Below are 21,473 nucleotides of genomic sequence, written 5' to 3' on the forward strand. Positions count from 1 at the left end.
GCTCGTTCTTTCGCTCCAGCAGTGCGCGACCTGATGGCCGGAAGCACCGGATCGCGTCACACTATCCGTCCGATTCGGAGTCGAGCGACGGGCGTGACACATTCCACGGCACTTACAACCGGTCATTCTGCTCATTACACGCTGATCGTCGATGTCTCTTTGGAAATTGCTTTACCGCTTGCACAGCCCGGTGGCCGCATTCGTGCCCGAATAGGTGGGGGTGGGTGTCGGGCTCGTGGAGCCCGAGGCGTCCGCGTCCCGCTTGAGTTCGTCCGCCGGGACCACGGTGACGGGGGTGTCGTCGCGGAGCCGCTTGAAGAGTTTGCGGGCTTCGGGTTGGACGAGTTCGTCCCGATTCGGGTCGACCGCGTACGGTTGCCGAGGGACAGTCAGGAACTGCACCTTTTCGGTTGGTACGTTACGCATGCCGCGCACCAGCTCGTACAGGTCCTTGAGGGTGTCCAGCCCCGGGTCCGTGGTCAGCGACTTGGTGGCCGCGTCCAGCACCGGGTAGAGCCGGGTCGGGTTGAGCAGGACGCCGTTGCTCTGCACCTTGTTCACCAGGGCGCCGAGGAAGCGCTGCTGGCGGTCCATCCGGTCGGTGTCACTGCCGTTGCCGAGGGACTTGCGGGCCCGTACGTATCCGAGCGCCTCCTCGCCGTCGAGCTTCTGCCGTCCCGCGCGGAGCTTCAGGTGCGCGTCGGGGTCGTCGATCGACTTCTTGAGGCAGATCTCGACGCCGTCGACGGCGTCGACCATGTCCTTGAAGCCGTTGAAGTCGACGACCATGTAGTGGTCGACGCGGATGCCCGTCATCCGCTCGACCGTACGGATCGTGCAGGCGGTGCCGCCGAACTCGAAGGCCCAGTTGAACTGGGCGAATTGCTTCCTTGTGCGCTTCCCGCCCGGCTGCCGGCAGCTGGGGATCTCCACCATCAGATCGCGGGGCACGGACATGGCGGTGGCGCTCTTCCGGTCCGCGGCGAGGTGCAGCAGGATCGTGGTGTCGGAGCGTTGGCTGCCGCCGTCGTCGCGGCCGTACCGGCGGTTGTCGCCGGCGCGGCTGTCGGAGCCGATGAGCAGGATGTTCTCCGCGTCGTGCACGACGGACGCGGGGCGCTCCCTCTCGTACGCGCGCAGTTCGGAGGCGGCGGAGGTGTCGGTCCTGATGTTGTTGTCGAGCTTCCGGTACAGCCACCAGCCGAGGCCCGCGGCGACCAGGACGAGGAACGAGGCGGCGAGCGCGACCCAGCGCACCCAGCGGCGCCTGCGCCGCACCGGTACGCCGCCGGTCTGCCACTCCACCCCGGAGGGATCCGCGCCCGGCCCGTCCTGCGACTTGTCCTGCGGCCCGTGCTGCGGCTCGTCCTGCGGCCCGTCCTCGTCACCCGCGGCCGAGCGGTCGGGGTCCGGTGGCGTGCCGGCGCTTTCGGTCACGTCTGCGTCCATCCTTCACGTTCGGCAGCGCGCTGGGCCGCCGGTCGCAGGAGTAGACGGCTGAGCCTCACGCTTGGTTGTGCCTTGAGTGGTCTGTACCGCAGATGATGTACCGGAGTCGACGTGCAGCCCGGAGGGCTCGGCCCGCTGTGGGCCGGACGAGTGCCCTCGGGGTGCTTGTCATACCGCGGTGCCGGTGACCCGCTCGCTCTCGACGCGCTTGGCGAGCCCGTCCGCGTCCAGTTGTTCCAGATTGCGGCAGAGGACCACGGAACCACCGGTGGCCAGTGGCGCGAAGAGCCCGGCGCTGAGCCCTTCCCAACTGTCGTACGTGCGTCCCGTAAGCAGCCGTGAACCGGGCTCCAGGCCCAGTTCCGCGCCGTCCTGGCGGGCGCGCGCGACCAGCTGCGCCGATGTCAGCACGGTGCCGCCGACGGCCAGCGCCGGCGCGTCCGGGTCCACCGGCGCGAACGGCGCGAACCGGTCGCCCTGGCCCGGCACCTCGACGGCGTAGTCGGCGAAACCCTCGGGCGGCTGCGGGAACCGGCCGCCCAGCGGACGCAGCGCCAGGGCGATCCGCTCGCCGCGGCAGGCGCGGGCGGCGTCCAGCGTGTCCGGTCCGGACACGACCAGGTCGGCCGAGGCGGGGTCGCCCTGCACTTCGGCGACGACGCCGACCGAGGAGCAGGCGAGGAGCCAGACCGCGGACTGCCAGTGCGCGGGCAGCAGGAGGGCGAGCCGGTCACCGGGTTCCGCGGCGAGATCGCCCTGGAGGAGGTTGGCCGTCTTGGCCACCCAATTGGCGAAGGTGGCCACCGACAGTTCGACGCGCTCTCCGGTGGCGTCGTCGTAGAAAGTGACCATGGGGCGGGCCGGGTCCGCGGCGAGCGCGGAACGCAGCAGGTCGGCAGGGGTGCGGTCGCTGGCGTTCATCCGCGCAAGGGTACGCGGCGGCGTCGGACGGGGCAGGGTGCCACCGGCGTCGCGTACACCGGTTCGGCAGACGGCCCGTCAATTGCGAGGAAATGCCCCAGTCGCCGGAGTTGTCGGCTTGTGGTCAGTATCGTTCGTATGCGTTCCTTCCTTGCATCCGCCATTGGTGTCACCTGCTCGGCAGCCTTCGTCCTGCCGCTCGCCGCGCCCGCGGGCGCCGCCCCCGACACCGCAGCCACCTCGACGACCGAGGCCGCCGATCCCGGCGAGGTGCCCGGGTCGACCCAGTCCCTGCACCTGTCGCCGTTGTCCACCGCGTCCACCCGGGCCTCCGGCGCCCCCTTCGCCGAACAGGGTCTGCCCCGACGGGACGTCCGCCCCTTCTCGCTGGTCGGCGTCGTCTGGGACGACGTGAACGCCGAACTCGACGGCACCGTGCAGGTCCGCACCCGCCCCACCGGCTCCACCCACTGGTCGGGCTGGCAGGACCTGGAGACGCACAACGCCGAGCACGGAGCCGACCTCGGCACCGCCGAGCGCGACTCCCGTACCGTCCGCGGCTCCACCGCCCCGCTCTGGGTCGGCGAGAGCGACGGCGTCGAGGTCCGCGTGAGTCCCGGGGCCGCAGGCGTACGGGACCGGGGCGCCGGCCCCCGTATACCGCTGCCCGAGGGGCTGCGGCTCGAACTCGTCGACCCCGGCCAGGACCCCCGGCAGAGCCGTACCGCGGACGCCGGCCCGGCAGCCGGCGAGGAGGCCACCGGATCCGCGGGCGACGGCGACCGTGCCGGCGTCCTCGAACCGGCCGTCCTGCCCGCGCTCGGCAAGGCGGAGACCGAAGCCCGGAGTGAGGCCGCAGCGGGTGTCGCCCCCGGCGCCAGGCCCTACATCGGCGCCCGCCCGCGGATCATCACCCGCAAGGGCTGGGGCGCCGACGAGAAGCTCCGCGAGCGGGCGTTCGCGTACACGAAGACCGTCAAGGCCGCCTTCGTCCACCACACCGCCACGGGCAACACCTACTCCTGCTCCCAGGCGCCCTCCGTCCTTCGCGGTATCTACCGCTACCACGTCAAGAGCAGCGGCTGGCGCGACATCGGCTACAACTTCGCCGTCGACAAGTGCGGAAACATCTACGAAGGCCGCGCCGGAGGCGTGACGAAGGCCGTCCTCGGCGCGCACACTCTCGGTTTCAACACCAACAGCATGGGCGTCGCGGTGCTCGGTACCTTCAACACGTCCAACCCGCCCTCCGCCGTGGTGAACGCCATCGCCGAGCTCACCGCCTGGAAGCTGGGCCTGTTCGGCGCCGACCCCAGCGGCAGGACCACGCTCGTCTCGGGCGGCGGGAACCGGTTCAAGAAGGGGGCGAAGGTCGGACTGAACGTCATCTCCGGCCATCGGGACGGCTTCGCAACCGAATGCCCGGGATCACGTCTCTACAAGAAGCTCGGCACGGCCCGGACCAGCTCCGCCCATCTGCAAGGCCGCTGACGGATCCGCCCCTGCGGGATCCGTCGGCCACTGCACACTGCTGGGGGGGCTGCGGCACCGGGACGGTCCGACCGGTCTGCATACACTGGCCAGCCAAAACGAGGCCCGGCCCCAGCAGGAAGCAGAGACAGTGCTGTGACAGAGGCAAAAGAAGCGATTCTCCTGGTCGGTGGCAAGGGCACCCGGCTGCGCCCGCTCACGGTGCACACTCCCAAGCCCATGGTTCCGGCGGCGGGTGTCCCGTTCCTCACGCACCAGCTGGCGCGGGCCCGGGCCGCCGGGGTCGAGCACATCGTGCTCGCCACGTCGTACCTGGCGGAGGTCTTCGAGCCGTACTTCGGCGACGGTTCGTCGCTCGGTCTGCACATCGAGTACGTCACCGAACGCGAGCCGCTCGGCACCGGCGGAGCCATCCGCAACGTGGCGTCCCGCCTCGTCTCGGGCCCCGACGAACCGGTTCTCATCTTCAACGGCGACATCCTCACCGGCCTCGACATCCGGGCCCTGGTCGCGTCGCACGCCGGCTCCGGAGCGGATGTCTCGCTCCACCTCACCCGGGTCGACGACCCGCGCGCCTTCGGACTCGTGCCGACGGACGGCACCGGCCGGGTCACCGCGTTCCTGGAGAAGCCGCAGACGCCCGAGGAGATCGTCACCGACCAGGTCAACGCCGGCGCGTACATCTTCCGGCGCTCGGTCATCGACACCATTCCCGCCGACCGCCCGGTCTCCGTGGAGCGCGAGACCTTCCCCGGACTGCTCGCCTCCGGCGCGCACCTCCAGGGCATGGTCGACTCCACGTACTGGCTGGACCTCGGCACCCCGCAGGCGTTCATACGCGGCTCCGCCGATCTGGTCCTCGGCCGCGCCCCGTCCCCGGCCGTCCCCGGCCGCTGCGGCGACCGGCTCGTCCTGCCGACCGCCTCGGTCGCCGCCGACGCGAAGCTCAGCGGCGGTACGGTCGTCTGCGAGGGTGCCCTGATCGGCGGAGGAGCCCGGATCGACGGCTCCGCGGTGCTGGCCGGTGCGGTGGTCGAACCAGGCGCGGTGATCACGGACTCACTGGTGGGAGCCGGCGCCAGGATCGGCAGCCGTACGGTGCTGGCCGGCGCGGTCGTCGGCGACGGCGCGCAGGTCGGCGCCGACAACGAACTGCGCGACGGCGTCCGCGTCTGGTGCGGCGCGGTGCTGCCCGACGCGTCGGTCCGTTTCTCGTCCGACGAGTGATGGGTCCGCCGCGGCGCGTACCCTCGACAGCGACCCCCGACGACCGAGGACCTCAACCGTGGCAGGACGATTCGCCCCCCGCAGCGGCCCGCACGCGCCCGTCCCGCACCAGGCGCCGACGGGTCCTGCGCCCGGGGCGCTGACCCGTGACTGGACCCCGCCGGGCCCGTTCGACCTGCGGCTCGTCCTCTCCCCGCTGCGCCGCGGCCCGGCCGACCCGACGTTCCGCATCGACCGCGACGGCTCGGTCTGGCGGGCCACCCGTACGCCGGCCGGACCGGGCACGCTGCACGTCACCGACCGGGGCGGCCGGATCGAGGCAGCGGCCTGGGGGCCCGGCGCCCCGTGGCTGCTGGACCAGCTCCCCACCCTGCTCGGAGCCGAGGACGACCCGGAGGCCTTCCGCCCCCGCCACCGCCTGGTCGCCGCGGTCAGGCACCGCCGCCCCGGCCTGCGCCTGCTGCGCACCGGTCTGGTGATGGAGTCGCTGATCCCGTCGATCCTGGAACAGAAGGTCACCACCGACGAGGCCTACCGGGCCTGGCGCCTGCTGGTCCGTACGTACGGCACGCCGGCGCCCGGCCCGGCGGCGGCCCTGTTCGGCACGCACGGACTGCACGTGATGCCGGACCCGCGCACCTGGTCCCTGATCCCGTCCTGGGAATGGCACCGTGCGGGCGTCGACGGCAAACGCGCGGCCACGATCCTGCGTGCGGTACGTGTCGCCCGCCGCCTCGAGGAGGCGGCGACGATGGCGCTGCCCGAGGCCGGTGCCCGTCTGGAGCTGGTCCCGGGCATCGGCCCCTGGACCTCGGCCGAGACCCTGCAGCGGTCCAACGGCGCCGCCGACGCGGTCACCGTGGGCGACATCCACCTCCCCGGCATCATCGGCCACGCCCTGGCAGACAACAGGGACGCCGACGACGCGGAGATGCTGACGCTCCTCGCCCCGTACGAGGGCCAGCGCCATCGGGCCACCCGTCTGATCCTGCTCTCGGGCCGCACCCCGTCCCGCAGGGCCCCGCGCATGACGAGAGGCGACATCGCCCGGCTCTGAGCCCCGCCGGGCGCCCGCCCCTCACCGCACCGCGACGAACCCCTCCGCGTCCCGTACCGCGCGGGCCGCCGGCTCGCCCGCGGCCCGGCCCACGGCCACCGCCCCCAGCGGATCCCACTGCGCAGGCAGGTCCAGCACCTCACGCACCACGTCCCGGCAGAACATCGTCGACGACACCCACGCCGATCCGAGCCGCTCACCGGCCAGCGCCACCAGGAAGTTCTGAACGCCCGCCCCGGCCGCGACCACGAACATCTCGCGTTCCGCGGCGTCCCGCCGGGCGTCCCCGTACGTGTGGGAGCCGTCCATCACCAGGCACGGCACCGCCAGATACGGGGCCCGGCGCAGCACATCGCCCCGCCGCACCCGCTTGGCGATCGACTCCTCGCTCTTGCCGTCACGCCGCAGATCCGCGATCCACGCGTCCCGCATCGCGTCGAGCAGCCGGGTCCGCGACTCCTCGGACTCCAGGAGCACGAACCGCCACGGAGTCGTGTGATGCGGCGCCGGCGCGGTCACCGCCGCGGCCACGGCCCGCCGTACCGCCCCCGGGTCCACCGGCTCGTCCGTGAACTCCCGGACCGTACGCCGCAGCGTCACCGCTTCCCGTACCGCCTCGGACGTGCCCAGCCGGAACATGTCGTCGGCCGCGACTCGCACCATCGCCCGGGCCCCGTCCCCGGCGTCCGCCGGGTCCACCAGGTGCGGGAGTCCCCGCACCACGGCGACCGGCAGCCCTTCCGCCTTGCCCTTGACCAGATCACCGGCCGAGGCCAGCTCGTCCGCGGTGGCGACCACGGTGGCGCTGAGCGGATTGCCGTAGGCGTCCGTCCCGCCCCGCAGATCGTCGAGCACCCGGATCCCCGCGGCCCCGATCGCGACATCGGTCAGCCCGTTGCGCCACGGCCGCCCGAAGGTGTCCGTGATCACGACCCCGACCTCGACGCCGAGCGTGTCCCGCAGCCCTTCGCGGATCGACCGCGCCGAGGCGTCCGGGTCCTCGGGCAGCAGCAGCACCGTCCCCGCGGGGGTGTTCGACGCATCGACCCCGGCGGCGGCCATCACCAGTCCCTGCCGGTTCTCGACGATCCGCAGCGTGCCGCGGCGCGCGACCACCCGTACCGTCTCGGCGTCGATCGCCGCCTCCCGGTCGGTGGCCTCGACGATCCGGCCCTCCGCCTTGGAGACGATCTTCGAGGTGACGAGCAGGACGTCGCCGTCGGCCAGCCCCGGCCCGGTGGCGGCGATCAGTTTCGCGAGGTCGTCCCCGGGCCGCACCTCGGGCATCCCGGGCAGCGCCCACACCCGGTACGAGGGCGCCCGGTCGGCGGCCGCGCTCACGCCCGTACCTCCTCGGCCAGCGCCAGTGCCTGCCGCGCCATCTCGGCGGTCACGTCCACGTCGGTCATCATCAGCGGCACGGCCCGGCACCGGATGCCCGCGGCCTCCACCTCGTCGACCGCCCCGGCGTCCACGGTGTCGACGAGCCATCCGTCGAGCAGCCCGGAGCCGTAGTGCTGGGCGACGGCGGCGGCCGTCGACTCGACGCCCACCGCGGCGAGCACCTTGTCCGCCATGCCGCGCACCGGAGCGTCCCCGACGATGGGGGAGAGGCCGACGACCGGCACCCCGGCCTCGGCGATCGCCTCCCGGATGCCGGGCACGGCGAGGATGGTCCCGACGGAGACGACGGGGTTGGACGGCGGGAAGAGGATGACATCGGCCTCGGCGACGGCCTCCAGGACACCGGGCGCCGGCTTCGCCTGCTCCGCGCCGACCGGCACGATCGCCCGTGCCTCGACGGAGGCGCGCAGCTTCACCCAGTACTCCTGGAAGTGGATCGCCCGGCTCTCGCCGTCGACGTCGACCGCCACATGCGTCTCGACCCGGTCGTCGGACATCGGCAGCAGCCTGACCCCCGGCTTCCAGCGGGCGCAGAGCGCCTCGGTGACGGCGCTCAGCGGGTAGCCGGCGCCCAGCATCTGGGTGCGGACGATGTGTGTCGCGAAGTCCCGGTCGCCGAGTCCGAACCATTCGGGCCCCACGCCGTACGCCGCGAGTTCCTCCTTGACGTGGAAGCTCTCGTCGGTACGTCCCCAGCCCTGCTCCTCGTTGATGCCACCGCCGAGGGTGTACATCACGGTGTCCAGGTCGGGGCAGACCTTCAGCCCGAAGAGATGGATGTCGTCACCGGTATTGCCGATCACCGTGATGTCCGCGTCGGGCGCGGCCTGCTTGAGGCCACGCAGAAAACGAGCACCACCGATACCACCGGCCAGAACCACAATGCGCATGGGCGACAGTCTGTCAGGCGGAGCCGGACGAGGGTCGGGGTGGTGGCGGGCGGGGGGTCAGGCGGGTACGGCGCCGGTGTTCGCCGCGGCGCACCGCGCCGCGTGCATCGGCATCTCGGTCAGGCCCGGGTAGTAGATGTGCAGGCTGACAGCCGGTTCGAGGGAGTCGTTGACCACTTCGTGGACGTAGCCGGGCGCGAAGACGCGCTGCGTGCCGGCGTCCAGCGATCGAGCGGTGCGTTCCGTGCGTTCGGTCAACTCGCCTTCCAGGACGGTCAGTACGCCGGAGGACGGGCCGTGGTCGTGCAGGCCGCTGCCCTGACCGGGGACCCAGCTGAGCAGCCACACCTCGTAGCCGGGGCCGGTGCGGAGCCGGTGGTACCAGCGGGTGGTCGCGTCGTACCGGACGAGCGGTGCCCACTGTGCGCGGTCGGCGGCGATGGTGCGGGCGAGACCGGCGAACTCGGCCACCGTGGCCGGGTGCGGGCGGGCCGGCTGGAGGAGGTGCTGTACCTCGAGGATGTCGCCGGCGATCTGGAGGTCGCTGCTGCTGTTCATGGGTGCGGTGGTTCCTCGGCAAGGGGATGCAGGGCAGGAATGCAGATGCAGGGGTGTCGCGAGGACCGGGGACCGAGGGGCCGGGCTGCCACCGGGGCGGCGAAGCCGCTGGGTGGGAATGTCCGGAAAGATCGGTGTCCGGCAGGGCTGCAACTAGCTGGAGCGCGAAAGCCTCAACAGCTGAGACAGCTGGAACAGCAACAGCGGGCCTGCACAGCGCTGCGGAACCCACGGATGTGGGTGGGGCGCATGGCTGAGGTCGCTGGCATGGGATCAAGGAGAACCGAGCTAAGCGCCCACTGTCAACTCAATGCCCGATTTGGCGGCAATGCTTCACCTCATCCAGTTAATCCAGTCAGAGAAAGGTTTGTGCAGCCACCGCGCCGGAGATGTGGCGCAGCAACGGCACCCTCAAACGTCGCGGCGGCCTCGTGACCCGACTGTGATCTTGATCGCTTCGGTGATCGAATCGAAACGTGGTCGCCCTCCCGGAAGTCTGACTCCGTGGCGGGTGGGGGTGCGGTCGAGGCCCATGGCATATGTCAGGTTTTTGGTGATTTGCACACTTTCTGCATAGGCTTGGTTCCGCAGAGTGAATACCGGGCCCAATAGCAGATCTCCGCTTGACTCGCTCGGATCCACACACTTGTAATTTCACTCGTGTCGTTCGGCCGAATCGATAACGGCTGCATCACGGGACGCAAGAGACAGACGAGGGGCGCACATGACCGAGCTGTTCCAGCAACTGCTGGTCGAGGACGCGGACGAGGAACTCGGCTGGCAGGAGCGCGCGCTGTGCGCCCAGACCGATCCCGAGTCCTTCTTCCCCGAGAAGGGCGGGTCGACCCGCGAGGCGAAGAAGGTCTGCCTCGCCTGCGAAGTCCGGTCCGAATGCCTTGAGTACGCCCTTTCCAACGACGAACGGTTCGGTATCTGGGGCGGTCTCTCCGAACGGGAGCGGCGGCGGCTGAAGAAGGCCGCGGTCTGATCGCGGAGCCCGCACGGCAACCGACCCCCGATCCGCCGGAACCTCCCGGACACCGGAGCGCCACCGGCCTCGCTCCGGGCCCCGGCCCCATGGCCCGCCGCCTGCACCCTGCCCGCAGGCGGCGGGCCATTGCCGTGTCCCCGCGCCCCGTACCACCACCCTGTCGCCGCCCTCGTTCAACCGCTCGGCGCCACCCCGGTTATCCGTACCGTTAGTGTGGGGCCCCGTCCGAGACGCGCCAACGCCCCGACGGAGCGCGCGTGTACACCGATGCAGCCCCCGGGGGGACGCCCCCCGGACCCGGCCGGAGGGCCCGTACCTCGATGTCCGTGCACAGCCAATCGACGGCGCCGTACGCGGCCGCCGCCGCCCCAGAGTTCCCCCGGCATGTCGTCACCGCCGTGCTCGTCTCCCACGACGGCGCACGCTGGCTGCCCTCCGTGCTCGGCGGGCTGCTCGGGCAGGAACGCCCCGTACAGCAGGTCATCGCCGCCGACACCGGCAGCGCCGACGACTCCGCGCGGCTGGTCACCGAGGCGATCGGAGCCGAACGCGTCCTGCACCTCGCACGCCGTACGAGCTTCGGCACGGCCGTCGACGAGGCGGTCCGCACGACCGGCGGGCTCGGGCCCGACGACCTGCCGTACCTGAAGCGCCCCAGCGGCTGGGACCCGGTCACCAGGAGCTGGCGCGACGACGCGTACGACCTTCCCGAACTGCCGCACGGCGAACCGGTGCAGTGGCTCTGGCTGCTCCACGACGACTGCGCACCCGAGCCCGACGCGCTCGCCGAACTGCTGCGGGTCGTCGAGACCGACCCGCACGCCGCGATCGTCGGCCCCAAACTCCGCGGCTGGTACGACCGCAAGCAGCTCCTGGAAGTCGGCGTCTCCATCGCCAACAGCGGGCGCCGCTGGACCGGGCTGGACCGGCGGGAACAGGACCAGGGCCAGCACGACCAGGTCCGTACCGTCCTCTCGGTCTCCTCCGCGGGCATGCTGATCCGCCGTGACATCTGGGAGGAACTCAGCGGGTTCGACCGCAGGCTCCCGCTGATGCGTGACGACGTCGACCTCTGCTGGCGCGCGCACGCCGCCGGGCACCGGGTCCTCGTCGCCCCCGACGCCATGATGCGGCACGCAGAGGCCTCCGCGCGCGAACGCCGTCCCATCGACTGCGCCGGACGTTCCGTCGCCTCCCCGCACCGCGTCGACAAGGCCGGCGCCGTCTACACGATGATCGTCAACGCCCGCGGCAAGATGCTGCCCTGGGTGCTGCTCCGGCTCGTCCTCGGCACCCTGCTGCGCACCCTCGCCTACCTCGTCGGCAAGGTGCCGGGCCAGGCGCTCGACGAGGTCGCCGGACTCCTCGGCACCCTGCTGCGGCCCGGCAGGATCCTCGCCGCCCGCCGGATGCGCGGCAAGGGCGTCGTGGACGCGGCCGAACTGCGCGGGCTGTTCCCGCCGCCCGGCGCCACCGTCCGCGCCACCGTGGAACAGGTCGCCGGGAACTTCGGCAGCTCCGATGCCGACTCCGGCGGCTCACGGCACGGCGCCGTCGAGTCCGGACCGGGCGGTGACGACGCCGACTTCCTGGAGATCGAGCAGTTCGCCCGGCTGAAGCGGATCGGCCGCAAGCCCGGCCCGGTCCTCTTCGCCGTCCTGCTCCTCGTCTCGCTCGTCGCCTGCCGCGGCCTCCTCGGCGGCGGTGCGCTGGCGGGCGGCGCGCTGCTCCCCGCCCCCGCGGACGTATCCGACCTGTGGGGCCGCTACGCGGACGGCTGGCACCCGGTCGGCACCGGCGGAACCCAGACCGCACCGCCCTACCTCGCCGTGATCTCCGCCCTGTCCGCGCTGTTCCTCGGCTCGACCGGCTTCGCGCTCACTCTGCTGCTGGTCTGCTCGGTCCCGCTCGCCGGACTCACCGCGTACTTCGTCTCCCGCCCGCTCCTCGAATCACGGCTGCTGCGGGCCTGGGCGAGCATCGCGTACGCCTTCCTGCCCGCCGCGACCGGAGCCCTCGCGACCGGTCGCCTCGGCACCGCCGTCCTGGCGATCCTGCTTCCGCTGATCGCCCGTGCCGCCGTCTCCGCACACGGCATGCGCGGCAGCGGAGGCACCCGCGGCAGCTGGCGCGCCACGTGGGCGTACACGCTGCTCCTCACCCTCGCGATGGCCTTCACGCCCATCGTCTGGCCGCTCGCCGTGGTCCTCGGCATCGGTGTCCTCGTGCTGCGCCGTGACGACATCGCCGCGTACGGTCTCCGTTTCGTCGCCACGGCCGCCACCCCGCTGCTCGTCCTCGCACCGTGGTCACTGTCGTTGCTCGGCAGCCCCTCGTCGTTCCTGAACGAGGCGGGCCTGGAAGCCGGTACGGGTACGGCCTCCGCACTCGACCTGCTCGGGATCAGCCCCGGCGGCCCGAAGGCGGCGGGCGGCGTGCTGCTGCTCGGCGTCGTGCTCGCGGCCCTGGCCGCGCTGCTGCGCGGGGAGCGTCAGTTCGCGGTCCGCGCCTCCTGGGCCGTCGCGCTCGTCGCCCTGGTCTTCGCGGGGATCGCCAACGGGTCCGGCTGGGCCGGGCCCGCCACCCTCGTCTACGGCATCGCGCTGATCGCCGCCGCACTCGTCGGCGCCGACGGTGCCCGGGTACGGGTCGCCGAGCTCAGCTTCGGCTGGCGCCAGCCCGTCGCCGGGCTGATCGCACTGGCCGCGTTGCTGGCCCCGGCGCTGGCAGCCGTCGGCTGGATGATCGGCGGCGCCGCGGGTCCGCTGGAGCGCCGCGACCCGGTGCAGGTCCCCGCGTTCGTCGCGGAGGAGAGCGGTACCCGTGACCAGCCGCGCACCCTGGTACTCGGCGGCACCTCGCCCGGCTCCGTCGCCTACACCCTCGTCCGCGGCTCCGGCGCGCGGCTCGGTGACGCGGAACTGGCCGAGTCGGGCGGCTCCAACAGTCACCTCGACAAGGTGGTCGCCAACCTGGTCGCGGGCTCCGGCGCCGACCAGGGCAGCCAGCTCAGCGGTTTCGCCATCCGTTACGTCCTGGTGCGGGACGGCGCACCGCGCGAGATGAGCCGGGTGCTCGACGCGACCCCGGGGCTGAGCCGGCTGAGCCAGCTCGACGGCAGCGCGCTGTGGCGTGTGGACCGGCAGGTCGCACGCATCATGATCGTCCCCTCCGGCACCGGCGGCGAGCAGCTGCCCGTCGGCTCCCAGCCCGTCGAGGCGCACTCCACGATCCCGGCCGGCGGCTCCGGCCGGGTGCTGCGGATCGCCGACGCGGCCGACCCCGGCTGGCACGCCACGCTGAACGGCCGGGCGCTGACCGCCAGGACCGTGGACGGCTGGGCACAGGGCTTCGAGCTCCCCACCGAGGGCGGCACGCTGGACCTCACGTACGAGACGCCGATCACCCACGCCGCGTGGATCTGGGCCCAGGCGGCGCTCGGCGTGGTCCTGGTGGTCCTGGCCCTGCCGGGCCGGCGCCGGGAGATCGACGACGACCTCCCCGAGGCCGACGCGTCCGTTCCGTCGGAGCCGGTCCCGGGTGAGGGACGCCGGGCCCGCCGGCTGCGGGCGGCCGCGGAGGCGGAGGCGGCGTCCGGGGACACCGAGCCGACTCCGGAAGAGGCGGGGGAGTACATCCCCGCACAGCAGACCGCCGACCCCTACGCGCAGCAGGACGGGTCGCAGGATCCGTATGCGCAGCAGGACGACACCGGTCAGTACGCGCCCGGGCAGGACGACACCGGTCAGTACGCGCCCGGGCAGGACGACACCGGTCAGTACGCGCCCGGGCAGGACGACACCGGCCAGTACGCGCCCGTGCCGCAGCAACAGCAGTACGGGGAGTGGGACGGACAGCAGTACGCGGGCGCCGACTACACGCAGTACCAGGGCGAGCAGCAGCCCGCCGCCGATCCGTACCAGCAGGGCGCCGCACCCGGGTACGACCCGTACGGCTACCCGCAGCAGCAGTACGACCAGCGGGACCCGTACGGGCAGAACCAGGGCGCCTACGACCAGGGTCAGTACGGCCAGTACGCCCAGCAGCCCGGGTACGACCCGCAGGCCCCCTACGCCCAGCAGCCCCCGTACGACCCGCAGAACCCCGACGAGAATCCCGACCCGGCCCAGAACCCCTGGCCGACCGGTAACGCATCGCGAGGCGAGTCCGAGTGAAGTCCACCTATCTGTCCCTCATCGCGGGCACGGTTGCCCTCGCCGCCGTGACCGGGTTCGCCGCGTTCACCGCGCCCGGCGACGCGGATGCCGACGGGGCGAAGGCCGCCGCACGGCTTCCGGTGGAGCGGTCCAGCCTGCTGTGCCCGGCGCCCGGCCTCTCGGAGCTCGCCGAGACGACGTACACCTCCTTCACCCCGGCGGCCGGCGGCAGCGGCGCGGCGGGCATCGCCGAACTGAAGCCGTCCGTGTCCGCCGCGACGGACGCGAGCGACACCGCCGCCGGGAAGAGCGGGAAGAAGAGCAAGAAGGCCGACTCCGACAAGCCGGCCGTCTCGCTGAAGAAGTCGGGCAAGCCGGCCACCGCCGATGCGTCCGGCTCCGACGCCCCCGCCCTGGTCGGCACCGCCACCGGCGCGCTGGCCCCCGGCTGGACCACTCAGCAGACCACCACGGTCGGCGTGGGTGCCTCCCGCGGTCTGCTCGGCGTCAGCTGCACCGCACCCGACACGGACTTCTGGTTCCCGGCAGCCAGCACCGCGAAGTCCCGTGAGGACTACGTCCACCTCACCAACCCCGACGACACCGCCGCCGTCGCCGACATCGAGCTCTACGGGCCGGACGGCTCGCTCAAGTCCGATGTGGGGGAGGGCATCACCGTCCCGGCCAGGTCCAGCGTTCCGGTGCTGATCTCCACCCTGAGCAGCACAGCGGCCGACGACGTGACCATCCACGTCACCACCCGGACCGGGCGCGTCGGCGCCGTTGTCAGGGCCGCGGACGAGAAGACCGGCAGCGACTGGCTCACCGCCTCGGCCGACCCGGCGGGCACCCTGGTCCTCCCCGGCATCCCCGCGGACGCCACCGATGTCCGGCTGGTGGCCTTCGCTCCCGGTGAGGACGATGCCGATCTGAAGGTGAAACTGCTGGGCAAGAACGGCGCGATCTCGCCGGCCGGGCACGAGGACCTCCACATCAAGTCGAACATGACCACAGGCGTGGACCTGAAGAACCTCACCAGGGGTGAAGCGGGCTCCCTGCTGCTGACCCCGGCGCAGAGCGACCGGGCCACCCCGGTGGTGGCGGCGCTGCGTGTGGTGCGCGGTAGCGGTGACAAGCAGGAGGTCGCGTTCATCCCGGCGACCGGGCCGGTGGGCGCGCAGGCCACCGCGGCCGACAACCGGGCCAAGGGCTCGACCCTCTCCCTCACCGCGCCGGGCGCCACCGGCACGGTGAAGGTCACGGCGTCCGCGGGGAGTGAGGGCGGGGCACGGACCGTCAAGACGTACACGGTCAAGGGCGGTACGACGCTGGCGGTCACGCCGCCGGTACCGGACGGGCTCAAGGGCAGTTACGCACTGACCGTCGAGACGGAGTCGGGCGGTCCGGTCCACGCCGCCCGCACCCTGGCCCTCCCGGAGAACGGCATCCCGATGTTCACCGTCCAGACGCTGCCGGACGACGGCGGCACGGTCGAGGTGCCCAGGGCGGAACAGGACCTCTCGGTCCTCGACGACTGAGCGAGGGGCGGGCGAGGAGCGGTACCGGCGGGGCGGATGAGCGGAAGGCCGCTCCCGCCCCGCCGGTCGACCCCGCTCATCGCCCCGTCGGGGCGGGGCCTACTCCTGCCCGTACCGCGGATCCACCGATTCCGGTGACAGCCCGAGCAGCTCCGCGACCTGCTCGACCACGACCTCGTGCACCAGCAGCGCACGTTCGTCGCGGCTCTTGGTCCGGATCTCGACGGGGCGCCGGTAGACGACGATCTGCGCGGGACGGTCCTTCTCCGCGGACACCGCCCGCCCCAGCGGCACGGTCTCCTCCAGCGTCGCCGGGACGTCCAGAACCATGAAGTCGACATCGGCCAGCTGCGGCCAGCGCCGCTCCAGCCGCTCCACCGAGTCCTGTACGAGATCGCGGAAGTTCTCCGCCCTGGTGGCCGCGAGCGGCACCTGGGGCGGGGCCACGGGACCGCGCATGCCGCGGCCATGGCGGTCGCGCCGGCGCGGTCGCGGATCCGGCCGCGGCTCGGACGGGTGGGGCGGCGGTACAGGACTGTCCATCACCGACGCAGCGTAACCCTCTGCGTAACCCTCCGTGGGGCAGCCGGAACACCCCTCACCGGCGGGGCGCCGGCATGTCCAGTCTTGAACATTCAGGCCAAGGTTGAGCCCGTTTCAGGCCCCTCCAATGACCGCTGATCTCCTACGTATTGACAGCCTATGTACCGAGTGGTGACCGAAATCGTTGCCGTCATGGTCTGCGCTTCTCTCTTCCGGCGCAGGTCAGGGTAGTTGCCCGAAAGACGGTTGTGCCTGAGGTCACAGTGCGACACGGTGGGGTGAGGTGAGGGAGAGTCGTCGCAGCCCGCTCAAGAGTGCGGTACCGTCCAACATCGTGAGCCCTGTACGTCGCTGTTCGCGCACTGCGTGCGGCCGCCCTGCCGTCGCGACACTGACGTACGTCTATGCCGACTCGACTGCGGTCCTCGGCCCGCTCGCCACCTACGCCGAGCCCCACTGCTACGACCTCTGTGCCGAGCACGGCGAGCGGCTGACCGCGCCGCGCGGCTGGGAAGTCGTCCGGCTCGCCGATCCCTCCGCTCCCACCCGCCCCAGTGGCGACGACCTCGAAGCGCTCGCCAACGCGGTGCGGGAGGCGGCCCGTCCGCACGACCGCGGGGCCGAGACCAGAGGCGGCGGCCGGCGCACCGCGGACCCCATGGAGGTCGCGCGCCGCGGCCACCTGCGGGTCCTGCGCTCCCCGGACTCCTGAAGCGGCCGGACACCCGACGACCCCATCCCCCGAGGGCCCGTGGCCCGGCCGGGTAGTTTGGGCGGTCCGCAGAAACCTCAGGAGGACCGGCCCGTGGCTGCTGATCTGTCGCAGATCGTGAAGGCGTACGACGTGCGTGGAGTCGTGCCCGACCAGTGGGACGAAACTCTGGCCGAACTCTTCGGTGCCGCGTTCGTCGAGGTGACGGACGCGGAGGCGATCGTGATCGGCCACGACATGCGGCCCTCCTCACCCGGTCTCTCGGGGGCCTTCGCGCGAGGTGCGGCGGCGCGCGGCGCGGACGTCACCCTCATCGGTCTCTGCTCGACCGACCAGCTGTACTTCGCCTCCGGAAGTCTCGGTCTGCCCGGCGCGATGTTCACTGCCTCGCACAACCCCGCCCGGTACAACGGCATCAAGCTCTGCCGGGCGGGCGCGGCACCGGTCGGCCAGGACACCGGGCTCTCCGAGATCCGCGCCCTGGTCGAGAAGTGGGCCGAGCACGGCGCACCGCAGCCGGCCGCCGCCCCCGGCACCCTCACGGAGCGCGAGACCCTCACCGACTACGCGGCCCACTTGCTCTCCCTGGTCGACCTCGCGTCCATCCGCCCGCTGAAGATCGTGGTCGACGCGGGCAACGGCATGGGCGGCCACACCGTCCCCACCGTCTTCGCCGGCCTCCCGGTCGACCTCGTCCCGATGTACTTCGAACTCGACGGCACGTTCCCCAACCACGAGGCCAACCCGCTCGACCCGAAGAACCTCGTCGACCTGCAGGCCCGGGTGCTGGCCGAGGGGGCCGACCTGGGGCTCGCCTTCGACGGCGACGCGGACCGCTGCTTCGTCGTCGACGAACGCGGCGCGGGCGTGTCCCCGTCCGCGATCACCGCCCTGGTCGCAGCCCGAGAGCTGGCCCGCAACGGCGGGAAGGGCACCGTCATCCACAACCTGATCACGTCCTGGACGGTCCCCGAGGTCGTCCGCGAGAACGGCGGCACGCCGGTCCGCACCCGGGTCGGCCACTCCTTCATCAAGGCGGAGATGGCCGAACACGGCGCGATCTTCGGCGGCGAGCACTCCGCCCACTACTACTTCCGCGATTTCTGGAACGCGGACACGGGCATGCTCGCCGCTCTCCACGTCCTCGCCGCCCTCGGCGGCCAGCCGGGCCCGCTGTCGGAGCTCGTCGCCCAGTACGACCGTTACGCCGGCTCCGGCGAGATCAACTCCACGGTCGAGGACCAGACCGCCCGCACGGCGGCGGTACGCGCGTCCTTCGAGGGCCGCGACCGGATCACGTTCGATGAATTGGACGGCCTGACCGTCACGGCACCGGACTGGTGGTTCAACCTCCGGGCCTCCAACACGGAACCGCTGCTGCGACTGAACGTCGAGGCCCGCGACGAACGGACGATGACGGCGGTACGGGACGAGGTCCTGGCCCTGATCCGCACTCCCTGATCCGTGCGCCCCGATCCGGTGTTCCTGATCCGTGCGCCCCGTTCCCGGCAGGAGAAGAGGGAAGCCGCGGGTCGGACGGAAGGGGGAGCCGGGGGCCGGAGGGAAGGCGGGGCAGGGAAGCGGACCGCGACCGGGCCGCTGCGGCCCCATGCCCGCCCCGTTCTCCCGGCCTCGGGCCGCCCCGACCCTGTGCCGCCCCCGTACCCGCCCCGGGCCGGGCCGCGCCCCCGCCACCCCGGCGGTAGGCTGACCACGCCTGATCCGCGTGAACCCGAACCGCCTGTCCGAATGCTCGAAGGGACGCACCCCATGCCGCTCGAAGCCGGCCTTCTGGAGATCCTCGCCTGCCCGGCCTGCCACTCCACGCTCGACGACCGGTCGGCAGCCGACGACCCCGAGCTGGTCTGCACCGGCACGGACTGTGGCCTGGCCTACCCGGTACGGGACGGCATCCCCGTCCTCCTCGTCGACGAGGCCCGTCGCCCCGCCTGACCACGGGTCACGGGAGCGCCGCCACCCATGGTCCGGCGCCCCACCCCAGCAGACCGCAGCCCGCACGGTGATCAGCACGTGATCGGAGGCCCGTCCCCATGCTCGACGATTCGTTGCTCGACGCCCCGGAAGCCCTGGCCCGAGCCGACCGCCGCGGTCTGCTCCGGGGCGCCGCCGAGGCCGGGGCCCGGGTCCGTACCGCCGCCCGGCACGCGGCGGAGGCCGGGATCACCGAGCTGACCCCGGAAGGCCGCCCGCGCGCCGTCCTGGTCGCAGGCTCCGGCACCGCCGCATCCGGCGTCGCCGATCTGATCGCCGCACTGGCGGGCGCCTCCGCACCCGTCACCCGTATCCACCCCACCGGCGTCGCACCCGCCGCGGGCGCGATGCGCTGGACGCTTCCCGGCTGGGCCGGCTCTCTCGACCTGCTGCTGATCGCCACCGCGGACGGTTCCGAACCGGGCCTCGCGCTCCTCGCCGAACAGGCCTACCGGCGCGGCTGCACGGTCGTCGCGGTCGCGCCCAGCCGGTCCCCGCTGCGCGAGGCCATCGACGGGGTGCACGGCCTCGTCGTGCCGATGGCCTCCGCCCCGCACGGCGAGTACGACGCCGAGACATCGGCCGCGGGCCCCGGCACGCTCTGGGCCCTGTTCACGCCGCTGCTCGCCCTGCTCGACCGGGTCGGCCTGGTCACCGCACCCCCCGAGGCGCTGCAGGGCGTCGCCGACCGTCTCGACCGCACCGCCGAGCGGTGCGGTCCGGCCATCGCCACCTACAGCAACCCGGCCAAGACGCTCGCCGCCGAACTCGCCGACAGCCTGCCCCTGGTCTGGACGGAGGGCGACGCCGCGGCCCCGGTCGGGCGCCGGTTCGCCGCAGTCCTGGCCGAGCTCTCCGGCCGCCCGGCCCTCGCCGCGGAACTCCCCGAGGCGCTCCCCGCCCACGGGGCGCTGTTGGCCGGCACCTTCGCCGGCGGAGCCGACCCCGACGATTTCTTCCGCGACCGGGTCGACGAGACGGAGCCGCTGCACGCCAGGGTCGTCCTGCTCCGTGACCGGCCCACCGGCGGTCTGAGCGCGGCCCCCGCGGCCCGCGAGCTCGCCCTCGGTCACGACACGGCGATCAGCGAGCTCGAACCCGAAGAGGGCACCGAACTCGAAGGGCTCGCCGAACTCCTCGCGGTCACCGACTTCGCCGCCGTCTACGTGGCGTTGGCCTCGTCGGCCCACGGCTGACCGGAACCGTTCGGTCCCACCGCTCCACCGCACACTCGGCCACACAACTCCACAGCTCCACGGCACCACTCGGCTGCACCGCACCCGCACAGCACGATCCCCGCACCTCATGAGGACGAGAAAATCTCCATGGACCGGCTCTCCAACACCGTGCGCCCTTACGCCTGGGGCTCCACCACCGCCATCCCCGAGCTGCTCGGCATCGCCCCCACCGGTGAGCCCCAGGCCGAGATGTGGATGGGTGCCCACCCCGGAGCCCCTTCCCGCCTCACCCGCATATCCGACGCCTCCACAGCCCCCGTCGAGCAGTCCCTCACCGACGTCATCGCCGCCGACCCCGAGCGCGAACTGGGCCCGGCCGCGGTCGAGAAGTTCGGCCCCCGGCTTCCCTTCCTCCTCAAGCTGCTGGCCGCCGGAGCACCGCTCTCCCTCCAGGTCCATCCCGACCTCGCGCAGGCCAAACGCGGTTACGAGGACGAGGAGCGCCGTGCCGTCCCGATCGACGCGCCGCACCGCACGTACAAGGACGCCAACCACAAGCCCGAGCTGATCTGCGCGCTCACCCCCTTCGACGGGCTCTGCGGCTTCCGCAGGCCCGCTGAGGCGGCCGAGACGATGGCGGCACTCGGCGTCGACTCCCTCAAGCCGTACGTCGACCTGCTCGGCGCCCACCCCGAAGAGGCGGCCCTGCGCGAGGTGCTCACTGCGATCCTCACCGCCGACCCCGTGCAGATGGCGGAGACGGTGACCGCGGCCGCCACCGCCGCCGAACGTCTCGGCGGCGCCCACGCCCCGTACGCCCGGATCGCGCACCACTTCCCCGGTGACCCGGGTGTCATCGCGGCGATGTTGCTGAACTACGTGCAACTCCAGCCCGGCGAAGCCCTGTTCCTCGGTGCGGGCGTTCCGCACGCCTACCTCGGCGGCCTCGGTGTCGAGATCATGGCCAACTCGGACAATGTGCTCCGCTGCGGACTGACGCCCAAGCACATCGACGTTCCCGAGCTCCTCGGCATCGTCCGCTTCGAGGCGACCGACGCCGGGATCCTGCGTCCCGAGGCGTCCTCTTCCGGCGAGGAGCTGTACGAGACCCCGGTCGACGAATTCCGGTTGTCCCGTTTCGACCTCTCGCCCGGTGCCGCCCCCACCGACCTGACCAGGTCCACCCCCCAGATCCTGCTCTGCACTGCGGGCGCGCCCCGGGTCGGCACCCTCGATCTCGCTCCGGGCGGTTCGGTCTTCGTACCGGCGGGCGAAAAGGTCGAAGCGTCCGGAACCGGTGCATTGTTCCGTGCCACAGTGGTGGCCTGACGTACCGTCCGGAACAGCGACTGCAACAATGTCCGG

At 72.3% G+C, this 21,473-nt stretch carries 17 protein-coding genes; 11 read left to right on the forward strand and 6 right to left on the reverse strand.

Going from position 1 to position 21,473, the window contains the following annotated elements; all coding sequences use genetic code 11:
• Positions 1–171: 171 nt before the first annotated feature.
• Together ACFVXE_RS06810 and ACFVXE_RS06815 are read right to left on the reverse strand one after the other, a co-directional pair.
• Complete coding sequence (locus tag ACFVXE_RS06810) at positions 172–1,437, reverse strand: LCP family protein (RefSeq protein WP_389669855.1); 1,266 nt, start codon at positions 1,435–1,437, stop codon at positions 172–174.
• 180 nt (positions 1,438–1,617) lie between these two features.
• Positions 1,618–2,370, reverse strand: coding sequence for a TIGR03089 family protein (locus ACFVXE_RS06815; protein WP_389669857.1), 753 nt, complete (start codon positions 2,368–2,370; stop codon positions 1,618–1,620).
• A gap of 138 nt (positions 2,371–2,508) precedes the next feature.
• Between ACFVXE_RS06815 and ACFVXE_RS06820 the strand changes: the two genes are divergently transcribed.
• The 3 genes from ACFVXE_RS06820 to ACFVXE_RS06830 all read left to right on the forward strand — a co-directional run bounded on the left by ACFVXE_RS06820 (position 2,509) and on the right by ACFVXE_RS06830 (position 6,145).
• A complete protein-coding gene (locus tag ACFVXE_RS06820) occupies positions 2,509–3,861 on the forward strand; it encodes a peptidoglycan recognition protein (RefSeq protein WP_389669859.1) in 1,353 nt (450 codons plus the stop codon).
• A 135-nt stretch (positions 3,862–3,996) separates the two neighbouring features.
• Complete coding sequence (locus ACFVXE_RS06825; RefSeq protein ID WP_389669860.1) at positions 3,997–5,088, forward strand: sugar phosphate nucleotidyltransferase; 1,092 nt, start codon at positions 3,997–3,999, stop codon at positions 5,086–5,088.
• A gap of 58 nt (positions 5,089–5,146) precedes the next feature.
• The gene (locus ACFVXE_RS06830) at positions 5,147–6,145 is read left to right on the forward strand and encodes a DNA-3-methyladenine glycosylase family protein (protein ID WP_389669862.1); all 999 of its coding nucleotides are present in this window, start codon (positions 5,147–5,149) and stop codon (positions 6,143–6,145) included.
• Positions 6,146–6,166: 21 nt separating this feature from the next.
• On the opposite strand, the gene ACFVXE_RS06835 is transcribed toward ACFVXE_RS06830, so the two are convergent.
• The 3 genes from ACFVXE_RS06835 to ACFVXE_RS06845 are packed head-to-tail and all read right to left on the reverse strand — an operon-like array spanning position 6,167 to position 8,997.
• On the reverse strand, positions 6,167–7,486 hold the full coding sequence (locus ACFVXE_RS06835) for a coenzyme F420-0:L-glutamate ligase (protein ID WP_389669864.1): 1,320 nt from the start codon (positions 7,484–7,486) through the stop codon (positions 6,167–6,169).
• Entirely contained in the window at positions 7,483–8,439 is a 957-nt protein-coding gene (cofD, locus tag ACFVXE_RS06840; protein WP_389669866.1) for a 2-phospho-L-lactate transferase, read from the reverse strand. The genes ACFVXE_RS06835 and cofD overlap by 4 nt, the downstream gene beginning before the upstream one ends.
• Positions 8,440–8,496: 57 nt before the next feature.
• Positions 8,497–8,997: a cysteine dioxygenase gene (locus tag ACFVXE_RS06845; RefSeq protein ID WP_389669868.1), complete on the reverse strand. Its 501-nt coding sequence runs from the start codon at positions 8,995–8,997 to the stop codon at positions 8,497–8,499.
• A 724-nt stretch (positions 8,998–9,721) separates the two neighbouring features.
• On the opposite strand from ACFVXE_RS06845, the gene ACFVXE_RS06850 reads away from it, so the two are divergent.
• The 3 genes from ACFVXE_RS06850 (at position 9,722) to ACFVXE_RS06860 (ending at position 15,683) form a co-directional block, all read left to right on the forward strand.
• Complete coding sequence (locus tag ACFVXE_RS06850) at positions 9,722–9,985, forward strand: WhiB family transcriptional regulator (RefSeq protein WP_030927001.1); 264 nt, start codon at positions 9,722–9,724, stop codon at positions 9,983–9,985.
• A 323-nt stretch (positions 9,986–10,308) separates the two neighbouring features.
• Positions 10,309–14,163, forward strand: coding sequence for a glycosyltransferase (locus ACFVXE_RS06855; protein WP_389669870.1), 3,855 nt, complete (start codon positions 10,309–10,311; stop codon positions 14,161–14,163).
• Positions 14,160–15,683: a DUF5719 family protein gene (locus ACFVXE_RS06860; RefSeq protein ID WP_389669872.1), complete on the forward strand. Its 1,524-nt coding sequence runs from the start codon at positions 14,160–14,162 to the stop codon at positions 15,681–15,683. The genes ACFVXE_RS06855 and ACFVXE_RS06860 overlap by 4 nt, the downstream gene beginning before the upstream one ends.
• 99 nt (positions 15,684–15,782) lie before the next feature.
• Here ACFVXE_RS06860 and ACFVXE_RS06865 read toward each other — a convergent pair whose 3' ends face one another.
• A complete protein-coding gene (locus tag ACFVXE_RS06865; RefSeq protein WP_389669917.1) occupies positions 15,783–16,226 on the reverse strand; it encodes a metallopeptidase family protein in 444 nt (147 codons plus the stop codon).
• Positions 16,227–16,560: 334 nt separating this feature from the next.
• On the opposite strand from ACFVXE_RS06865, the gene ACFVXE_RS06870 reads away from it, so the two are divergent.
• From ACFVXE_RS06870 to manA, 5 genes are all read left to right on the forward strand, one after another.
• Positions 16,561–16,938 carry a DUF3499 domain-containing protein gene (locus ACFVXE_RS06870; RefSeq protein ID WP_389669874.1) on the forward strand — a complete coding sequence of 126 codons (378 nt, stop codon included), beginning with the start codon at positions 16,561–16,563 and terminating at the stop codon, positions 16,936–16,938.
• Between the two features lie 93 nt (positions 16,939–17,031).
• The gene (locus ACFVXE_RS06875; protein WP_389669876.1) at positions 17,032–18,399 is read left to right on the forward strand and encodes a phosphomannomutase/phosphoglucomutase; all 1,368 of its coding nucleotides are present in this window, start codon (positions 17,032–17,034) and stop codon (positions 18,397–18,399) included.
• A 309-nt stretch (positions 18,400–18,708) separates the two neighbouring features.
• On the forward strand, positions 18,709–18,891 hold the full coding sequence (locus ACFVXE_RS06880) for a Trm112 family protein (RefSeq protein ID WP_389669878.1): 183 nt from the start codon (positions 18,709–18,711) through the stop codon (positions 18,889–18,891).
• 98 nt (positions 18,892–18,989) lie between these two features.
• Positions 18,990–20,126, forward strand: coding sequence for an SIS domain-containing protein (locus ACFVXE_RS06885; RefSeq protein WP_389669880.1), 1,137 nt, complete (start codon positions 18,990–18,992; stop codon positions 20,124–20,126).
• Positions 20,127–20,255: 129 nt separating this feature from the next.
• On the forward strand, positions 20,256–21,437 hold the full coding sequence (manA, locus tag ACFVXE_RS06890; RefSeq protein ID WP_389669882.1) for a mannose-6-phosphate isomerase, class I: 1,182 nt from the start codon (positions 20,256–20,258) through the stop codon (positions 21,435–21,437).
• The last annotated feature ends 36 nt before the right edge of the window (positions 21,438–21,473 follow it).

Source organism: Streptomyces sp. NPDC058231, assembly GCF_042882275.1.
Taxonomy (GTDB): Bacteria; Actinomycetota; Actinomycetes; order Streptomycetales; family Streptomycetaceae; genus Streptomyces.

Bases quoted from the DNA above. Each gene is read 5' to 3' on its own strand.
- ACFVXE_RS06815 (WP_389669857.1), bottom strand. From the start codon at position 2,370: ATGAACGCCAGCGACCGCACCCCTGCCGACCTGCTGCGTTCCGCGCTC.
- cofD (WP_389669866.1), bottom strand. From the start codon at position 8,439: ATGCGCATTGTGGTTCTGGCCGGTGGTATCGGTGGTGCTCGTTTTCTG.
- ACFVXE_RS06820 (WP_389669859.1), top strand. From the start codon at position 2,509: ATGCGTTCCTTCCTTGCATCCGCCATTGGTGTCACCTGCTCGGCAGCC.
- ACFVXE_RS06885 (WP_389669880.1), top strand. From the start codon at position 18,990: ATGCTCGACGATTCGTTGCTCGACGCCCCGGAAGCCCTGGCCCGAGCC.
- ACFVXE_RS06880 (WP_389669878.1), top strand. From the start codon at position 18,709: ATGCCGCTCGAAGCCGGCCTTCTGGAGATCCTCGCCTGCCCGGCCTGC.
- ACFVXE_RS06855 (WP_389669870.1), top strand. From the start codon at position 10,309: ATGTCCGTGCACAGCCAATCGACGGCGCCGTACGCGGCCGCCGCCGCC.
- ACFVXE_RS06850 (WP_030927001.1), top strand. From the start codon at position 9,722: ATGACCGAGCTGTTCCAGCAACTGCTGGTCGAGGACGCGGACGAGGAA.
- manA (WP_389669882.1), top strand. From the start codon at position 20,256: ATGGACCGGCTCTCCAACACCGTGCGCCCTTACGCCTGGGGCTCCACC.
- ACFVXE_RS06845 (WP_389669868.1), bottom strand. From the start codon at position 8,997: ATGAACAGCAGCAGCGACCTCCAGATCGCCGGCGACATCCTCGAGGTA.
- ACFVXE_RS06865 (WP_389669917.1), bottom strand. From the start codon at position 16,226: ATGGACAGTCCTGTACCGCCGCCCCACCCGTCCGAGCCGCGGCCGGAT.